General features: G+C 73.4%; 15 protein-coding genes. 8 read left to right on the forward strand and 7 right to left on the reverse strand.

From position 1 onward, the window contains the following. Nucleotides 1-52 precede the first annotated feature (52 nt). Together ACWCQK_RS18255 and ACWCQK_RS18260 are read left to right on the forward strand one after the other, a co-directional pair. On the forward strand, nucleotides 53-940 hold the full coding sequence (locus ACWCQK_RS18255) for a metallophosphoesterase (RefSeq protein WP_451156169.1): 888 nt from the start codon (nucleotides 53-55) through the stop codon (nucleotides 938-940). A 190-nt stretch (nucleotides 941-1,130) separates the two neighbouring features. Next, nucleotides 1,131-2,645: an MFS transporter gene (locus ACWCQK_RS18260; RefSeq protein ID WP_451156170.1), complete on the forward strand. Its 1,515-nt coding sequence runs from the start codon at nucleotides 1,131-1,133 to the stop codon at nucleotides 2,643-2,645. Between the two features lie 31 nt (nucleotides 2,646-2,676). Here ACWCQK_RS18260 and ACWCQK_RS18265 read toward each other — a convergent pair whose 3' ends face one another. Continuing rightward, the gene (locus ACWCQK_RS18265) at nucleotides 2,677-3,246 is read right to left on the reverse strand and encodes a hypothetical protein (protein WP_451156171.1); all 570 of its coding nucleotides are present in this window, start codon (nucleotides 3,244-3,246) and stop codon (nucleotides 2,677-2,679) included. Between the two features lie 278 nt (nucleotides 3,247-3,524). On the opposite strand from ACWCQK_RS18265, the gene ACWCQK_RS18270 reads away from it, so the two are divergent. After that, nucleotides 3,525-5,471 carry an Ig-like domain repeat protein gene (locus ACWCQK_RS18270; protein WP_451156172.1) on the forward strand — a complete coding sequence of 649 codons (1,947 nt, stop codon included), beginning with the start codon at nucleotides 3,525-3,527 and terminating at the stop codon, nucleotides 5,469-5,471. Nucleotides 5,472-5,477: 6 nt separating this feature from the next. Here the strand turns inward: ACWCQK_RS18270 and murQ are convergent, their stop codons facing one another. Together murQ and ACWCQK_RS18280 are read right to left on the reverse strand one after the other, a co-directional pair. Beyond that, complete coding sequence (murQ, locus tag ACWCQK_RS18275) at nucleotides 5,478-6,410, reverse strand: N-acetylmuramic acid 6-phosphate etherase (RefSeq protein ID WP_451156173.1); 933 nt, start codon at nucleotides 6,408-6,410, stop codon at nucleotides 5,478-5,480. A gap of 82 nt (nucleotides 6,411-6,492) precedes the next feature. Next, entirely contained in the window at nucleotides 6,493-7,413 is a 921-nt protein-coding gene (locus tag ACWCQK_RS18280) for a MurR/RpiR family transcriptional regulator (protein ID WP_451156174.1), read from the reverse strand. A 55-nt stretch (nucleotides 7,414-7,468) separates the two neighbouring features. Here ACWCQK_RS18280 and ACWCQK_RS18285 point away from each other — a divergent pair, with 55 nt between their 5' ends. After that, the gene (locus ACWCQK_RS18285; RefSeq protein ID WP_451156175.1) at nucleotides 7,469-7,852 is read left to right on the forward strand and encodes a hypothetical protein; all 384 of its coding nucleotides are present in this window, start codon (nucleotides 7,469-7,471) and stop codon (nucleotides 7,850-7,852) included. Between the two features lie 13 nt (nucleotides 7,853-7,865). Next, on the forward strand, nucleotides 7,866-8,144 hold the full coding sequence (locus ACWCQK_RS18290) for a DUF4031 domain-containing protein (RefSeq protein WP_451156176.1): 279 nt from the start codon (nucleotides 7,866-7,868) through the stop codon (nucleotides 8,142-8,144). Here ACWCQK_RS18290 and ACWCQK_RS18295 read toward each other — a convergent pair. Continuing rightward, nucleotides 8,126-9,220, reverse strand: coding sequence for a GNAT family N-acetyltransferase (locus ACWCQK_RS18295; RefSeq protein ID WP_451156177.1), 1,095 nt, complete (start codon nucleotides 9,218-9,220; stop codon nucleotides 8,126-8,128). The two genes, ACWCQK_RS18290 and ACWCQK_RS18295, sit on opposite strands and share 19 nt — an antisense overlap. 28 nt (nucleotides 9,221-9,248) lie before the next feature. Continuing rightward, nucleotides 9,249-9,902: an HD domain-containing protein gene (locus ACWCQK_RS18300; RefSeq protein WP_451156178.1), complete on the reverse strand. Its 654-nt coding sequence runs from the start codon at nucleotides 9,900-9,902 to the stop codon at nucleotides 9,249-9,251. Nucleotides 9,903-10,074: 172 nt separating this feature from the next. On the opposite strand from ACWCQK_RS18300, the gene ACWCQK_RS18305 reads away from it, so the two are divergent. Next, on the forward strand, nucleotides 10,075-10,767 hold the full coding sequence (locus ACWCQK_RS18305; RefSeq protein WP_451156179.1) for a copper homeostasis protein CutC: 693 nt from the start codon (nucleotides 10,075-10,077) through the stop codon (nucleotides 10,765-10,767). A gap of 293 nt (nucleotides 10,768-11,060) precedes the next feature. On the opposite strand, the gene ACWCQK_RS18310 is transcribed toward ACWCQK_RS18305, so the two are convergent. Further along, nucleotides 11,061-13,106 (reverse strand): HelD family protein, encoded by a 2,046-nt coding sequence (locus ACWCQK_RS18310; protein WP_451156367.1) that lies wholly within the window; start codon nucleotides 13,104-13,106, stop codon nucleotides 11,061-11,063. A 294-nt stretch (nucleotides 13,107-13,400) separates the two neighbouring features. On the opposite strand from ACWCQK_RS18310, the gene ACWCQK_RS18315 reads away from it, so the two are divergent. Next, nucleotides 13,401-13,583 (forward strand): hypothetical protein, encoded by a 183-nt coding sequence (locus ACWCQK_RS18315; protein ID WP_451156180.1) that lies wholly within the window; start codon nucleotides 13,401-13,403, stop codon nucleotides 13,581-13,583. 17 nt (nucleotides 13,584-13,600) lie between these two features. Continuing rightward, entirely contained in the window at nucleotides 13,601-14,821 is a 1,221-nt protein-coding gene (locus ACWCQK_RS18320; RefSeq protein ID WP_451156181.1) for a glycosyltransferase 87 family protein, read from the forward strand. Here ACWCQK_RS18320 and ACWCQK_RS18325 read toward each other — a convergent pair. Then, on the reverse strand, nucleotides 14,779-16,422 hold the full coding sequence (locus ACWCQK_RS18325; RefSeq protein WP_451156182.1) for a DNA repair helicase XPB: 1,644 nt from the start codon (nucleotides 16,420-16,422) through the stop codon (nucleotides 14,779-14,781). The genes ACWCQK_RS18320 and ACWCQK_RS18325 overlap by 43 nt on opposite strands. Nucleotides 16,423-16,709: the final 287 nt, after the last annotated feature.

The raw sequence follows: 16,709 nt of genomic DNA on the forward strand, positions 1-16,709 counted from the left end.
GCCCGCGGCCGCCCTCTGGCCGTGGGCCCCGACTGCCGTTAGCGTGCGGCAGATGCGGATCCTGCATCTGTCCGACACCCATGTCGAGCGGACCGACGAGCCCAACCGGCACGGCGTCGCCGCCACCGAGTCGCTGCGGCTGATGCTGGCCGCACTGCGCCACCAGCGGGCCGTCGACGCGATCGTCGTCACCGGTGACATCGCCGACGACGGCGCGGTGGAGGCGTACGCGACCGTGCGGGAGGCGGTCGGCGCGTTCGCCCGGACCTGGGACGCCCCCGTCTTCTTCACCACCGGCAACCACGACGAACGCCAGGCCTTCGCGAAGGTGCTGGGCAGCGGGCATCTGGCCGCCGACGGGACGGAGCGGGCCGTCGCGGCCCTGCCGGGGGCCGAGCGGGCCGCCGTGAGCGGCGTCGGCGGCTACCGCTTCGTGACGCTGGACTCGCTGGTGCCGGGGGAGGTGTACGGGCGGCTGGGGGAGGCCCAGCTCGACTGGCTGCGCGAGGTGTTGAGGGCGCCCTCGGAGCGGGGCACGGTGCTGGCCCTGCACCATCCGCCGATCGCCCTGGACGTGCCGACCCAGCGGGCCTTCGGGCTGTGTGATCCGGGCGGGCTGGGCGAGGTGATCCGCGGGACGGACGTGCGGGTCGTGCTCACCGGGCATTTCCACCTCCAGCTCCTCGGCTTCCTGGCGGCCGTGCCGGTGTGGGTCACGCCCGGCGTGGTCAACCGCATCGACCTCACGACCCGGCCGGGGACCGAGCGGGCGGTGCGCGGCGCGTCGGCGTCACTGGTGGAGCTCGGCGGGGCGTCGGGTCCGATGTTCCACACCTTCCACGCGCGCGACCCGCGGGCTCACGAGACCGTCTACGAACTCGACGAGGAGCGCACCCGCGAGGTGATCGCGCGCCACGGGCCCCCGGACCACCGGGACTGATCCCGCTCCTCCCCTTCTCTTCGCTCCTCCCCTTCTCTTCGCTCCTCTCCTCCACGCGTCCGGGCTCTCGGCCGCCCTGCCCGCGTCGGTGCCGGGCCCGCCCGTTTCTCTTGCTTAAGTCAATCAATTGACTTAAAGTTGCCTGAGTCAAGCAGATCCGTGTGCCCGTACGCCCCTCGGAGGCCCCTCCATGTCCGACGCTCCCGTCCGGCCCCCAGTGGCCGGGGGAACCGCCCAGCCCAGGTCGAACGCGGTGGTGGCGGTCCTGGCCTTCGCCGGCATCGTCGTCTCGCTGATGCAGACCCTGGTCATCCCGATCGTCCCGGAGCTGCCGAAATACCTGAACGCCTCGGCCGCCGACACCGCCTGGGCGGTCACCGCCACCCTGTTGGCCGCCGCCGTCGTCACGCCCGTCGCCGGCCGGCTCGGCGACATGTTCGGCAAGCGCAGGCTGCTGCTCGTCAGCATCGTGCTGCTGGTGGCCGGGTCGGTGGTGTGCGCGTTCAGCGACTCCCTGACCCCGATGATCGTGGGCCGCGCGTTGCAGGGCCTGGCCGCCGCCACCGTGCCGCTCGGCATCAGCATCATGCGCGACGAACTGCCCGCGGAGCGGCTCGCCGGTTCCACCGCGCTGATGAGCGCCTCCCTCGGTGTCGGCGGTGCCCTCGGTCTGCCCGCCGCCGCCTTCATCGCCGACAACTTCGACTGGCACCTGCTGTTCTGGACCTCCGCCGCCTTCGGCGTCGTCGCCCTGGCGCTGGTCCTGACACTGGTGCCCGAGTCCCAGGTGCGCACCGGCGGCCGCTTCGACTTCGTCGGCTCGGCCGGGATGGCGGCCGGCCTGGTCTCCCTGCTGCTCGCCGTCTCCAAGGGCGCCGACTGGGGCTGGGGCAGCGCCACCACGCTCGGCCTGTTCGCCGTCGCCGTCATGGTCCTGCTCGCGTGGGGCTTCTACGAGCTGCGCACCCCGACCCCGCTGGTCGATCTGCGCACCCTCGCCCGCCGGCAGGTCCTCTTCACCAACCTCGCCTCGATCGCCTTCGGCTTCTCGATGTTCGCGATGGCGCTGGTGCTGCCGCAACTGCTCCAGCTGCCCACCGCGACCGGCTACGGACTCGGGAAGTCGATGCTGACCGTCGGCCTGGTCATGGCCCCGCAGGGTCTGGTCATGATGGCCTTCGCCCCGGTGTCGGCGACCGTGACCAAGGCCAGGGGCCCGAAGGTCACCCTGATGATCGGCGCCGTGATCGTCGCGGCCGGCTACGGCCTGAACATCGTGCTGATGTCCGAGGTCTGGCACCTGGTCCTGGTCTCCTGCGTCATCGGCGCCGGTGTCGGCTTCGCCTACGGCGCGATGCCCGCGCTCATCATGGGCGCCGTGGGCCCGTCGGAGACGGCCGCGGCCAACAGCCTCAACACCCTGATGCGTTCCATCGGCACCTCGGTCGCCAGCGCCGTCGCCGGTGTGATCCTGGCGCAGATGACCATGAACCTCGGCGGCTACGCCCTGCCGTCCGAGAACGGCTTCAAGGTCGTCATGGCCCTGGGAGCCGGTGCCGCCGCGCTGGCGTTCGTCCTCGCCGCCTTCCTCCCCGGCCGGGACGCGGCCATCGCCCGGCCGGCCCCCGCGGCGGCCGAGCCCGGTGGGCGGACGGAGGCAGGCGAGGCTCCCGACGCTCCCGAGGTTTCCGGGGCGAAGGCGTAGGACGGGCCGGCCGGGGAGCCGCCCGGTGCCGCTAGAGGTTCCCGAGCGGTTCGATGTCGACCTTCACCGGGGTGCCCCACACCCGCAGCACCTCGTAGTCGGTGAACTCGTGGACCAGGCGGTAGGCCATCGCGGGCCGGGGGCCGCGGCGCTGGGCGGCGATGTACAGCTCCGCCTCGCGGCGGTCCCGGCGCGGGGTGCCGCACAGCTGCCACTCCTGCCCGTTCCACAGCTCCGGCAGCCAGCGCTGCTGGGGTTGCGGCCGGTCCGCGCGCACGCCGTAGCGGGAGGGGGCCAGGACGCCGGGCCGCTGGTCCGGCGCGGGGCCGTTGAACTCGGAGCGGCGGGCGGCCCGGCGCCGTGTCTCGCACAGCAGGCACAGGTCGGGCGCGGAGGCGTCCACCGGCCCGTTGGGGTGTTCGGCGCACCGGGTGTTGGGCACGGCCGTGGTGGCACTCTCCTCCAGCAGGTCCAGGGCGCGCCGCAGGTCCGCCCTGACCTCGTGCAGCCGGGTGTCGGGGGTGTCGGCGGTGAGGGCCTCGCCGTGCTCGCCGAGGAGACGGAGGGCACGGCCCAGGGAGGTGAGCTGCGCATGGTTCATGGGGACCTGCTCCTTGGTGGTCTGCGGCCTCCAGCGTAGGACGCCGGGGGAGCGGGCAGGGCGGCCGCGAGGGTCGTGACGAGGACGTGAAGGCCCCGCGGCGACGGCGTGCGGAAAACTCGTTCCTCGATTGTCACAGCCATGCCATAGGCTCCGTTCCGGCAGCCGCGCCCCGCGCGTCACCGCCGACACGAGTCGCGCGGTCATGTGCGGGTGTTGCGCGGCGCTCTCGATTCCCCGGTGCACCACCGGGTTTCTTCGTGGGGGTATCAGTAACTGTGCGTACGCGCAGCATTTCGACCGCGACGGCGCTCGCGGTCCTCTTCAGCTCGGCGGCGCTGACCGTCGCCACCGCCGGTTCCGCGTCGGCCGAGTCGGCCGTTCTCACCCAGCCCGTCGGCCTCGTCGTGGACGGCGCCCTGCAGCGCGTCTTCGTCGCCGACCAGGACAACGGCCGGATCCTGGCGACCGACTACAACGGTTCCCTCGTCGACCTGAACGTGGGCTTCGGCCGTCCCAGCGACCTGGCGCTCTCGGACGACGGGGCCACGCTGTACGCGGCACTGCCGACCAGCCACGAGATCGTGGCCCTCGACGCGGCCACCCTCGACGTCAGGACCCACTACGACATCGGCGCCGAGGCCACCCCGCGCGAGGTCGCCTTCGCGGGCGGGCGCCTGTGGTTCTCGTACCGGACCACCGGTGAGGACGGGGCCTTCCACGGCAACCTGGGTGCCATCGACCCCGCCGTCGCCGACCCGGCCGCCGCGGTGGCCGTCGGGCAGCTGCCGGACGCGGTGACCCCGTACTACAACTCGGCGATCCTCGACGCCGACCCGGCGGTCCCCGGCCTGCTGGCCTACACCGACAGCGGCGACAGCTCGGGCACGGCGAACGTGCTCGACGTGTCCGGGGCCACCCCGCAGGTGGTCGCCAAGAGCGACGGCGGGCGCTACTTCGGGGACGTCGACCTCGTGCCCGGCACCTCCGAGGTGCTGTGGAACGGCACCCGGCGGCTCTCCTACGCCGACGGGGGCTTCACGGAGGCGGGGAGCCTCACGGAGACGGGCTGGCACGGTGACGTCTCGCCGAGCGGTCTGATCGCGCAGGTCTACGACCGGCACGTGTCGGTCTACAAGCCCGCGGCCGACAAGCCGGTGCGCCGCTTCGACGCGGGGAACTCCTCCATGGGAGAGGTGGCCTGGGCCCCCGACTCCTCGCGGCTGTTCGCCCTGACCGGCACGGACAGCACCTACACCCTCAAGGCCTTCACCGGCCCGGCGCTCAGCGTTCCCACCCTCACGGCCAGCGCACCGTCCACCGCGACCCGCGCGAAGGCGCTCAAGGTCACCGGCCGGCTCTCGGCCACCGTCCCGTTCGCGGCGGGCACCAAGGTCGCGGTCACCCGTACCGACCTGGAGAGCCCGCGCGGCAAGGCGCTCGCGGCTGTCACGGTCAAGGCGGACGGCACGTACTCCTTCACCGACACCCCGCCGGCCGGCGGTACGGTCACGTACAAGGTCGCCTACGCGGGCGACGCCCAGCACACCGCGGCCTCCGCCTCCGACTCGGTCGCCGTCTCCCGGGCGGCGACCAAGCTGACCCTCAACAACAACGGCAAGCTGTACAACTACGGCGCCGACGTGAAGTTCACCGCGCACCTCGGTACGACGTACAAGAACCGTACGGTCGAGATCTGGTCCGACCCGTTCGGCGGCGACAAGCCGAAGAAGCTGGTCAAGACCGGCAAGGTCAACTCGCACGGCGACCTCGCGGTGACGCTGGACATGACCCGGGACACGGCGGTCACCGCGGTCTTCAAGGGCGACGCCCGCTACGCGTCGAAGTCCGTGAAGGTCACGGGCTACGCGCGGGTGAAGGTCTCCACGGCCGTCTCCCGGCACTACAAGACGGCGAAGATCGGCTCGACGTCGTACTACTGGTTCCACAAGAACACCGCCCCGGTGCTCACCACGAGCATGACGTACTACCCGGGCCGTGAGTTCCGGTTCGACCTCGAGGTCTACTACGGCGGCCGCTGGTACTCCACGGACTCGGAGTACTTCCCCCTCGGCACGAGCGGCCGGACCGCCGTGCAGCTCAGCGCGCCCGGCGAGTCCGGCATCCGGGCCCGGGTGCGGTCGACGTACGTCAACGGCTCGTCCGGCGACAGCGTGAACTCGACGACGTACGGAGCGTGGAAGTACCTGTACTTCTCCAACTGACCAGGTTCAGCCCCCCGCCGCCAGCGCGGCGCGCAGACGGCCGTCCGACTCCTCCAGGAGGCGGGCGGCCGTCGGGCCGTCCACCCCCGCCAGGATCGCCAGGATCGCGTGCTTCACCTCACCGCCGGTGGCCGCCAGCGCCTCCTCGATCTCCCGGTCGTCCGCGCCGGTGGCGAGGGCCACGATCCGGCGGGAGCGGGCGCGCAGCTTCTCGTTCGAGGCGCGTACGTCGACCATCAGGTTCCCGTACGTCTTGCCCAGCCGGATCATCGTGATCGTCGAGATCATGTTGAGCACCAGCTTCTGCGCCGTGCCCGCCTTCAGCCGGGTGGAACCGGTGAGCAGCTCGGGTCCGACGACGATCTCGATGCCGTGGTCGGCCGCGGCGGCCAGCGCGCTGTCCGCGTTGCAGGCCAGCCCGATCGTCAGCGCGCCGCGCGTCCGGGCGTGGGCCACCGCGCCGATCGCGTAGGGCGTGCGTCCCGAGGCCGAGACGCCGACCACCGTGTCGTCGGCGGTCAGGCCGAGGGCGTCCAGGTCGGTCCCCGCCATGGCGTCGGAGTCCTCCGCGCCCTCGACCGAGGTGACCATGGCGTCCGGGCCGCCCGCGATCAGCCCGACGACCTGTCCGGGCCGGGTGTTGAAGGTCGGCGGGCACTCGGAGGCGTCCAGCACCCCCAGCCGGCCCGCCGTGCCCGCCCCGGCGTAGACCAGCCGGCCGCCGCGGGCCATCCGCTCCGCCACGGCGTCGATCGCCGCGGCGATCTCCGGCAGCCGCCGGGTGACCGCCGCGGGCACGGTGGCGTCCTCGCCGTTCATGAGCCGGGCGATGTCGAGGGTGGGGAGTCGGTCGACGTCGGCGAGTTCCGGACGGAAGGCTTCGGTGGTGAGCGTCTCCAGCTCGGCCAGGAGATCACGGGGACGGGAGGCGGAGGTCATGGGCGGTGGCTCTTTCCGGGTGCTGTCCGGTCGTGGCGTGGTGCGGCGGGCCTGAAGGGGGGCGGATCTGAAGGGGGGGCGCTCAGCGATGCCGGTGGGCCAGCGCCTCGTACGAGGCGGCCAGCGCCGGTCCGGCCGTGTCGTACGTCCGCTGCGCCACTCCCACGAACAGGCAGTCCACCACCAGCAGTTGGCTGGTACGGGACGACATCGCGGCGGGCCGCAGCTCGCTCTCTCGGGCCGTGGACGTGGTCAGCACGTGATCGGCGTACTGGGTGACCGCGCTGGTGGGTCGTCCGGTGATGGCCACCGTCGTCGCCCCGCGCTCGAAGGCGACACGCAGCGGCTCGATGACGTCGCCGGTGGACCCGGAGTGCGTGATCGCGATGGCCAGGTCGCCCGCGCGCAGCTGTACCGCGTTGGTGACGGCGAGGTGCGGGTCGCTGTGCCCGTGCGCTATCAGCCCTATGCGCAGCAGCTTCTGGGTGAGGTCCTGGGCGACCAGGCCGGACGCCCCGATGCCGTACACGTCGATGCGCCGGGCGGTGGCGGCCGCGGCGACCGCCGCGCCGAGCTGGACGGTGTCGAGCCCGGCCGCGGTGTCGGCGAGGGTCTGCTGCTCGTCGTAGGCGAGTTTCGCCACGACGTCGGCGATCGGGTCGTCGGCCGCGATGTCGGTGGTGATCACGGGCGCCCGTCCCGACTGCTGGTGCGCCGCCAGGCCCGCGAGGGCCAGGCGCAGATCGCGGTAGCCGGGGTAACCGAGGAGGCGGGCGGTGCGCACGACCGTGGCCTCGCTGGTGCCGGTCAGTTCGGCGAGGCCGGTGACCGTGAGGGCGGCGCAGCCGGCCGGGTCGCCCGCGACGGCCTCGGCGACGCGCTGCATGGAGCGGGTCATCGACGGGGCGAGCGTGCGGACCTTGGCCGCGAGGGCGGCGGGCGCGGGCGGGCTGCCGCCGGGCGCACCGGGACGGCCGAAACTTTCCTTCACTTTCTGGGTCACCTGTGAAAGATATTTTCAGCTCGGTGTCGGGGTCAAGAGTGCGCACAATGGGTGCATGGATCCCATCAGCCCCCTGGAGCAGGCTCTGCACGCCGCGCGCGCCCTCGTCCTCGCCGATCTCGTCGCCGGGCAGGTGGCCGAGGCGGACGTGGTGTCGCTGGTCGAGGACTCGGTGGTGCAGCGGCGCTGGTGGGTGGAGCAGTGGCCGGACGGCGCGGAGTACGTGGCCGGGCTGATCGCGCAGGACGTGCAGGACGCGCTGCTGGAGCGCTACGGCCGCTGGCCGCTGTGCCCGGTCTGCGGCTCCGGCGACCCGCACGCCCTCGACGTGGAGCCGGAACTCGGCCCCGATCCGCACTGGGTGTGCCACCAGGCGGGCGTGAAGGTCGCGCCGGTGGGAGCACTGGGGTCGGCCGCCGACGGGACGCCGTCCTCGTGACGGCGGTGCTCCGGTGACCATCTACATCGACCCGCCCACCTGGCCCGGTCACGGCCGCCTGTGGTCGCATGTCGTCAGCGACGTCTCCTACGACGAACTGCATCTGTTCGCCGACGGGCTGGGCGTGCCCCGGCGGGCCTTCGAACGCGACCACTACGACCTGCCCGAGCGGCGGTACGCCGACGCGGTCGCCGCCGGGGCGGTCGAGGTCAGCAGCCGCGAGGTGGTGCGGCTGCTGCACGCCTCGGGGCTGCGCAGGCCCAAGGGCCGTCCTCAGCCGAGGAGTTCGTAGGCGAGTTCCTCGTTGTCCGCGGTGTCCGTGTCGACCCGGGTGAACCCGGCCCGGGTCACCACGGCCTGCGAGGCGATGTTGTCGCGTTCGACGGTCGCGAACAGGGACCGTACGTCCTCGCGCGCCAGCGCCCACCGTGTCAGCACGTTCAGCGCCTCGGTCGCGTAGCCCTGGCCCCGGGCGGCCTCGACGAGGTCGTAGCCGACCTCCGCGCGGCCCTCCTCGTCGGGGGCGCCGTGGAAGCCCATGCCGCCGACCGCGCGGCCGTCGTCGGCGCGGACGAGCGCGAACACGCCCCACTCGGGCCGGTGCACACCGGCCTCGTACGCCTTCACCAGCATCCCGGCGGCCTCCCGTGTGCCCTCGAACGGGCCGCCGTCGATCCACTCGAACCCGCCGTCGCCGCCGAGGCTCAGGTCGCGGGCGGCGGCCGGGGTGACGCCCTGGAGGGTGAGGCGTCCGGCCGGGAGGACGAGGTTGTTGTTCCAGCGCCACTCGGTGACGGGGGCGCGGCCGGGCAGGTCGCCGCGGCCGGTGGCCCACAGCAGGGTGGCCCAGGGGGTCGGACCCGGCTGGACGTGCGGGAAGATCCGGGTGAGGACGCTCTCGGCGAGCTCGGCGGACGGCTCGTGGGCGAGCCCGAGGCCCTCGGCGATGTCGTGGGTGTGCAGCAGCGCCTCGGCGATGCCCATCGCGGCGAAACCCTCGCGGCCGGCGCTGCGGAACGGGTACGGGTGGAAGGCGCGGACCTCGCGCGGGGTGGTGCGCACGGCGGCGGCGAGCAGGGCGCCGGTCGTCTCGATGACGTGCAGGATGCCGGAGTTGCCGGCCGCGTCCAGGCCGTCGTCGCTGCCTTCGATGGTGATCTCGAAGGGTACGTACGCGTGCTGCGCCCGGCCCGCCAACTGGCCCGCGTAGGCGATGAGATCGCTCGCGATGTGCGCGGCCGTCTCCCGGCAGCTCCATTCCAGCCGGCCGGCCCTCACCCCGGCCCAGTCCTCGTCCACCGCCGGCCGCAGTGTCGCGACACAGCCCGCGACGGCCTCTTCCACCTGATCCCCGCCCATGGCACGCATGCGGGGCAGCGTAGGCGGGCCGTGGTGGTCAGGTCGACAGCATTTCCAGCTCGGCGCGCAGGTTGTAGCGGGCCGTGGCCTCCCACTCCGCGACCGCGTGCGGGGTGCGGAACAGTCGTGGCAGGTCGAGGAGTTGGCGCAGGATCGCCGACCGGCCCGCGCGGAAGGCGTCGTCGGGGACGAAGTGGTACTCCTGGCGGACGGCGGCCGTGTACGCGGCGTACGCGGACGGCGGCCCGGCGAGCACCGCGAGGTCGGCGTCGCACAGGACCTGCCCGTTGCGGTCGTCCTCGGCCGGGTTGTGCCCGACGGTGAGGCGGACCAGGCGGGCCACCTCGGCCGTCCGCTCGGCGCCGACCCCCGCCTCGGGCAGCGCGCGTTCGGCGAGGCGGGCGGAGCGCTCCTCGTTCGTCGAGCGCTCCGGCAGGTAGACCGCGTCGTGGAACCAGGCCGCCAGCCGCACCGCGAGGGGGTCGTCCGCGTCCTTCTCCAGTACGTCGACGTGGTCGAGGACCGCGACCAGGTGGGCGACCGTGTGGTACCGGCGCTGCGGCTCCGCCCAGCGGCGCAGCAGGTCGTCGGCGTACCGGTACGGGTCGGGGTGGCAGGCGCCCTCCCGTGCCGCGAGCAGGGTGCGCAGCCAGCGGGAGCGCAGCGCGTCGAGATCGACAGGATCGGCCATGTCCTCATTCTCCCGCCACCGCCGCCGTGTTCCAGCCGCCGCGTGCCGGGCCCGGCTGAAGCGGGCGTGGGTGCCGACCGTCTCGCGGCCCCGGGGCCCGTGGGCGTACCCTGAGATTGGACTAGACCTGTAGCACTCCAGGGGAACCAGGGACACCAAGGGAAGGGGCCCTATGAGCACGCGTGCAGTCCTGGAGGTGATCGCCCTCGACGCCGTGGACGCGGTCGCCGCCCAGGCCGGAGGCGCGGACCGCCTCGAGGTGGTCACCGACATCGCCGCCGACGGGCTCACCCCGTCGGTGGCGACCCTCGCCGGGATCCGGGCCGCCGTCGACATCGACCTGCGCGTGATGCTGCGGCTCGCCGACGGGTTCGACGCGGGCGACGTCGAGGGGCTGGTGCGGGCCGCCCGCGCGCTGCGGGCGGCCGGTGCCACCGAGTTCGTGCTCGGCTTCCTCGACGCGCAGGGCGGTGTCGACCTCGGCGCGGTCGAGCGGATCGTGGCCGAACTGGAAGGCGCTCCCTGGACCTTCCACCGGGCCATCGACCGCGCCGCCGACCGGGACGCCCTGCGCAAGCAGCTCGACGGCCTGCCCGGCCTGGACACCTACCTCACCGCCGGCTCGCCGGCCGGCGTCGACGAAGGCCTGCCCGTCCTGCTCGCCGAGGCGGCGCGGTGCGGGGAGCCCGGCTACGAGCAGCGGCTCCTCGTCGGCGGCGGCCTCCGCCTCGACCATGTGCCGGCGCTGCTGTCCGCCGGGATCGACGGCTTCCACATCGGCGGCGCGGCCCGCCCGGACGGCTGGACGGCCCCGGTGACGTCGACCGCGGTCGCGGAGTGGCGACGGGTGATCGACGGCGGTTGAGCGTCGGCGCGCGACCGTGGGCGGGTGACGGTCGGTGCATGCGCGAGGCCGCCTGGGTGGGCGGCTGGTCGTTGCCGCGCTTTCGCCGGTGTGCGACTGCCGGCGGACGTCTTCCGGCGGACGCCCGCCGGTGCGTGACCGGCGGTGGGTGACCGTGGGCGGGTGTCCGCCGGTGTGCCGCCGACGGTGTGTGGCCGTCGGCGGTGACTACCGGAAGATCCGTCGGCGGTGACTGCCGGAAAGGGGGTGCCCCCGGAGGGCCTCCCCTTGCCGGTCTACCGGGTCTACCGGGGCTATCGGGCCAGCTGGGTCGGCAGTGGAGCCGAGTGGGTGACGATCAGGCCCGACACCGCGCGGGTCAGCGCCACGTACAGGCGGCGCAGGCCGGTGCGTTCGTCCGGTTCGCCGTCCACCAGGGCCTGCGGCTCGTCCAGCACCACGTAGTCGTACTCCAGGCCCTTGGCGAGCGAGGCGGGGACCAGGGTCAGCCGGGTCTCCCGGGTCGTCTCCTCGCCCGGGGCCAGATACGCGATCCCGGCCGCGGTGAGCGCCTGCGCGAGCGCCGGGACACGGACGTCGGCCGCGATCAGACCGGTCGAGCCCTCATTGCGCAGCAACTCCTCGCAGGCGGCGACCACGTCGGCGGAACCGGCGGCCGGACGCAGGTCGAAGAAGCCCGGGTTCTCCCGGACCGACGCCACCGGGGCGAGGCCCGGCGCGATGTGCGGCAGCAGCCGGGAGGCGTAGCGGATGACGTCCGTCGGTACGCGGAACCCGGCCGTCAGCTCCTCGATCACCCCGTCCGACTTGCCCAGGTGGGCCAGCGCCTCGTCCCAGCTGCGGGTCGCCCAGGGCGTGGTGCCCTGCGCCAGGTCACCCAGCACGGTCGCCGAGCCCGTGGTGCACCGCCGGCCGACGGCCCGGTACTGCATCGGCGAGAGGTCCTGCGCCTCGTCCAGCACCACGTGCCCGAGCGAGTGCGTGCGCTGCACCAGGTCGGTCGCCTCGTCGATCAGCACGGCGTCGGCCGGGGACCACCTGGCCGCCTTCACGCTCCGCACGGGCTTCGCCCACAGGACGGTCTTCTGCTCCTCCTCGGTGAGGATCCCCTCCGCGTGCGCGGCGAGGAAGTCCGCGTCCGTCAGCAGCCGCAGGACGAGCTTCGCCGGATCCACCGGCGGCCAGATCTCCTTCACCGCCGCCTTCACCGCGCTGTTGCGGGCCACCGCGTCCTGCACCCGGTCGTCCGGCGCCTCGCCCGAACGCTCCATCTGCACCAGCACGGCGTGCGCGACGCGCTGCGGCAGGGCCTCGCGGGCGGCGCCGTAGCGCATGTCGCGCTCCAGCAGCTCGCGGACCATGTCCTCCAGCTCGTACGCGGGCACCCGCCAGCGCCGTGAGCCGCGCACCACCACGACGGGCTCGGTGGGCACGGTGACGTGCGCGTACACCGCCCGCCTGAGCACCCGCGCCATTCGCGCGTCGCCCTTGACCACCGCGGCCGTCGCGTCGTCCGCGCCCCGCACGTCCACATGGGCCACCAGGTCGTCGACCGTGGCCTGCCGGACCGCCAGCTCGCCCAGCGCGGGCAGCACCTGCTCGATGTAGTGCAGGAACGACCGGTTCGGCCCGATGACCAGGGTGCCGGTGCGGGCGAGCCGCTCGCGGTGGGCGTACAGGAGGTAGGCGACGCGGTGCAGACCGACGGCGGTCTTCCCGGTCCCCGGCCCGCCCTGCACGCAGACCGTCCCGCCCAGCCCGCTGCGGACGATCTCGTCCTGCTCGGGCTGGATGGTGGCCACGATGTCCCGCATCGGACCGACACGCGGGCGCTCGATCTCGCGCTGGAGCAGCTTGCTGGTGCGCGCCGCCTCGGCCGGGTCCGAGAGGTGCTCGTCCTCGTACGCCGTGAGGTCGCCGCCCGTGTACCCGAAGCGGCGGCGCAGCCCGACGTCCATCGGGTCCTTCTTCGACGCCCGGTAGAACGGCTGCGAGACCGGCGCGCGCCAGTCGATCACCATCGGATCGCCGTCACCGTCGTGCACATGCCGGCGCCCGATGTAGAAGCGCTCGCCCTCCGCCCCTTCCGCCCGGTCGGCGCCGGGCGCGTGCAGGTAGTCGAGCCGGCCGAAGAACAGCGGGGTGTCGCTGAGGTCGGCCAGGGCCTTGATGCGCTCGTCGATCTGGCGGGCGAGGACCTCGGCGTTGACCCAGTTCGCCGTGACGTCTCTGATGTCGAGGGACTCGGCGTCCTCGCGCATCGCGCGCAGCGCGGCACGGGACGAGGTGAGGTGGGAGCGCTCACGGGAGAGGGGGTCGTCGATGGGCGGAGTGGACAAGGGGGTGCCTCCGGGGGCCTGCTGCGGGAAGGACTGCTGGTGCGCGCGGCGTGCGAGGCGGCCGCGGGGTGCCGCCCGGTTTCCGTCCGGCCGGCTGCGCTCCGTGAGGGAGGCGGGCAAGAGCGGAGATTCTAGGCGAGGGGTGGGCGGGGGCGCGAACGGTTTTCCGTCCCCTAGGGGACGCCCCCTCCCGCCCTGGGGGGAGCGGGTCGGTCCACGGGAGGACTCGGGGGCCGTGCGGGTTCGGCCCGGGGACCGATGCGGCTTTTACGCCAGAAGAGCGACCATGGAGACATGAGCGCAGCAACCTTCCACCCCCATCACCCCGTCCGCCCCGCCGGTGCGACCCCGGTCACCGGCAGCCACCCCCACCGCCTCGGCGACGCCCTGCGCGCCGTGAAGGTGTTCGTGGGCGCGGCCTTCGACGTGGTCATCCTCGGGGAGTACGGCGAGGAAGCGGGCGTCCGCCACCGGTGACCCCCTAGGGTCACTGCGTGATCCGCCGTTCACTCTCCGCGACCTCCCCGCTTCTCCTGGCGGCCTCCTTCGCCGCCTTCGCCGCCCTGTGCGTCGCACAGCGCGCCCCGATGGCCGACGCGCTGGTCTACCGCGCCGAGGGCGAGGCCGTGCTCCGCGGCGCCGACCTCTACGGCTTCACCGTCACCCGGTGGCGGCTGCCCGCCACCTACCCGCCGTTCGCGGCCCTGCTGTTCGCCCCGGCGGCCCTGCTGCCCGAGGCCGCCCTGAAGGCCGCGTTCCTCGCGGGCAACGCGCTGCTGCTCGTCTGTCTCGTCCGGCTCTCCGCCCGCCTCGCGGGCCGCCCCCTCGCCCTGCCCGCGCTGTGCACCGCCACGGCCCTGGCCGTCTGGCTGGAGCCGGTCTTCCAGACCCTGCTGTTCGGGCAGGTCAACCTCGCCGTGACCTGCCTGGTGCTGTGGGACCTGACCCGCCCGCCGGGCGCCCCCGGCAAGGGCGTCGCCCTGGGGATCGCGGCCGGCGTCAAACTCACCCCGGCGCTCTTCGTGGTGTACCTGCTGCTGCGCGGCAGGCGCCGGGAGGCGGCCACCGCGACGGCGGCCTTCACCGGCACCCTGCTGCTGGGCGCCCTCGTCCTGCCCGCCGCCAGCGCCGACTTCTGGACCCGCCGCCTCTACGACACCGACCGCGTCGGCAAGGTGTGGATCGTCGACAACCAGTCCCTCCAGGGTCTGACCGCCCGCGTCCTGGGCGATCCGGCGCCCGGTGCCGCCTGGGTGCTCCCGGCGCTCGCGGTCGCCGCCGCCGGCCTGTGGCTCGCCGCGCGCGCCGCCGACGAAGCGCGCGGTGTCCTGCTGACCGCGTGCACCGCGCTGCTGGTCTCGCCCGTCAGCTGGTCCCATCACTGGGTGTGGTGCGTCCCGCTGATCGCCGTCCTGCTGGCCGAGGGCCACTCCCGCACGGCGGTCCTGACCGCCGTGCTCTTCACCGCCCGCACGATGTGGCTGCTGCCGCACGAGGGCGACCTGGACCTGCGGCTGCCCTGGTGGCAGCAGCCCCTGGCGGCGCCGTACCCGCTGGCCGGATGCGCGCTGCTGGCGGCCTCGGCCCTCGCCGGGCGGCGCGCCGCCCGGGGTGCGCCGCCGCGCCCCGGCCCGTGGCGGCCGGCCGCCGCACCGGGCGCGCCCCGCGCGGCTCAGCCCCCCGCGAGCAGTTCGTCCGCGTCCACGATCCGGTAGGCGTACCCCTGCTCCGCCAGGAACCGCTGCCGGTGCGCGGCGAAGTCCTGGTCGATCGTGTCGCGGGCGACGACGGAGTAGAAGTGGGCCTTGTGGCCGTCGGCCTTCGGCCGCAGGACCCGGCCCAGCCGCTGTGCCTCCTCCTGCCGTGACCCGAAGGTCCCCGACACCTGGATGGCGACGGTCGCCTCCGGCAGGTCGATCGAGAAGTTGGCGACCTTCGACACCACCAGCACGCTGATCTCGCCCTCCCGGAAGGCGTCGAAGAGCTTCTCGCGCTGGGCGTTCGAGGTCTCGCCCTTGATCACGGGCGCGTTCAGGTGCTCGCCCAGCTCGTCGAGCTGGTCGATGTACTGGCCGATGACGAGGATCTGCTGGCCCGCGAAGCGCCGCACGATCGCCTCCGTCACCTTCCGCTTCGTCGCGGTCGTGGCGCAGAAGCGGTACTTCTCCTCGGCCTCGGCGGTCGCGTACGCCAGCCGCTCGGATTCGGTGAGGTTGACCCGGACCTCGACACAGTCCGCGGGCGCGATGTAGCCCTGCGCCTCGATCTCCTTCCACGGCGCGTCGAAGCGCTTCGGCCCGATGAGCGAGAAGACGTCCGACTCGCGGCCGTCCTCGCGCACCAGGGTCGCGGTGAGTCCCAGCCGCCGCCGGGCCTGGAGGTCGGCGGTGAACTTGAAGACCGGCGCGGGCAGCAGATGCACCTCGTCGTAGACGATCAGCCCCCAGTCCCGGGAGTCGAACAGCTCCAGGTGCGGGTAGACGCCCTTCCGCCGGGTGGTGAGCACCTGGTAGGTGGCGATGGTGACGGGCCGGATCTCCTTGCGCGTCCCGCTGTACTCGCCGATCTCGTCCTCGGTGAGCGAGGTCCGCTTGACCAGCTCGTGCTTCCACTGCCGGGCGGAGACGGTGTTGGTGACGAGGATCAGGGTGGTCGATCTGGCCTGCGCCATCGCCCCCGCCCCGACCAGCGTCTTGCCGGCGCCGCACGGCAGGACGACGACGCCGCTCCCGCCGTGCCAGAAGTTCTCCACGGCCTGCTTCTGGTACGGCCGCAGCGCCCACCCGTCCTCGGCCAGGTCGATCGGGTGCGCCTCGCCGTCGACGTACCCGGCGAGGTCCTCGGCCGGCCAGCCCAGCTTCAGCAGCGTCTGCTTGATCTGCCCGCGCTCGGACGGGTGCACGGCGACGGTGTCGGGGTCGATGCGGTGGCCCACCAGCGGCGCGATCCGCTTGGAGCGCAGGATCTCTTCGAGCACGGGCCGGTCGGTGGTCGTCAGGACGAGCCCGTGCGCCGGGTCCTTGGACAGCGTCAGCCGTCCGTAGCGGTCCATCGTCTCCGCGATGTCGACGAGCAGCGCGTGCGGCACGGGGTAGCGGCTGTACTGCACGAGCGCGTCCACGACCTGCTCGGCGTCATGGCCGGCCGCCCGCGCGTTCCACAGGCCGAGCGGCGTCACCCGGTAGGTGTGGATGTGCTCCGGCGCCCGCTCCAGCTCGGCGAACGGGGCGATCACCCGGCGGCAGTCGTCGGCCTGCTCGTGGTCGACTTCGAGGAGCAGGGTCTTGTCGGACTGGACGATCAGCGGACCGTTCACTCGGGGCTGCCTTTCTGGATGGCGCGGCATGGCCAAACGTCCAGTGTGCCCTACCGGCCGCCCGGGTGACCGGTCGTGCCGGGCGGGAGCGGTCGGTCGGCGGGCGGAACGGCGGGTGACGCTTTCGTGCGGGAGCCGCCGGCTCCGCCGGCTCTTCCCGCCGCCGGCCCGGCGAGCGGATCCGAGGCCGTCGCGCGGGCGGTCCGTCCGTCTCCCGGGAGCTCCGCCGGTCTCAGGCGGTCCGCCATTCTCAGGCCCTCCGCCGTCCTCCCGGACGCTCCGCCGTT

Source organism: Streptomyces sp. NPDC002306, assembly GCF_053593435.1.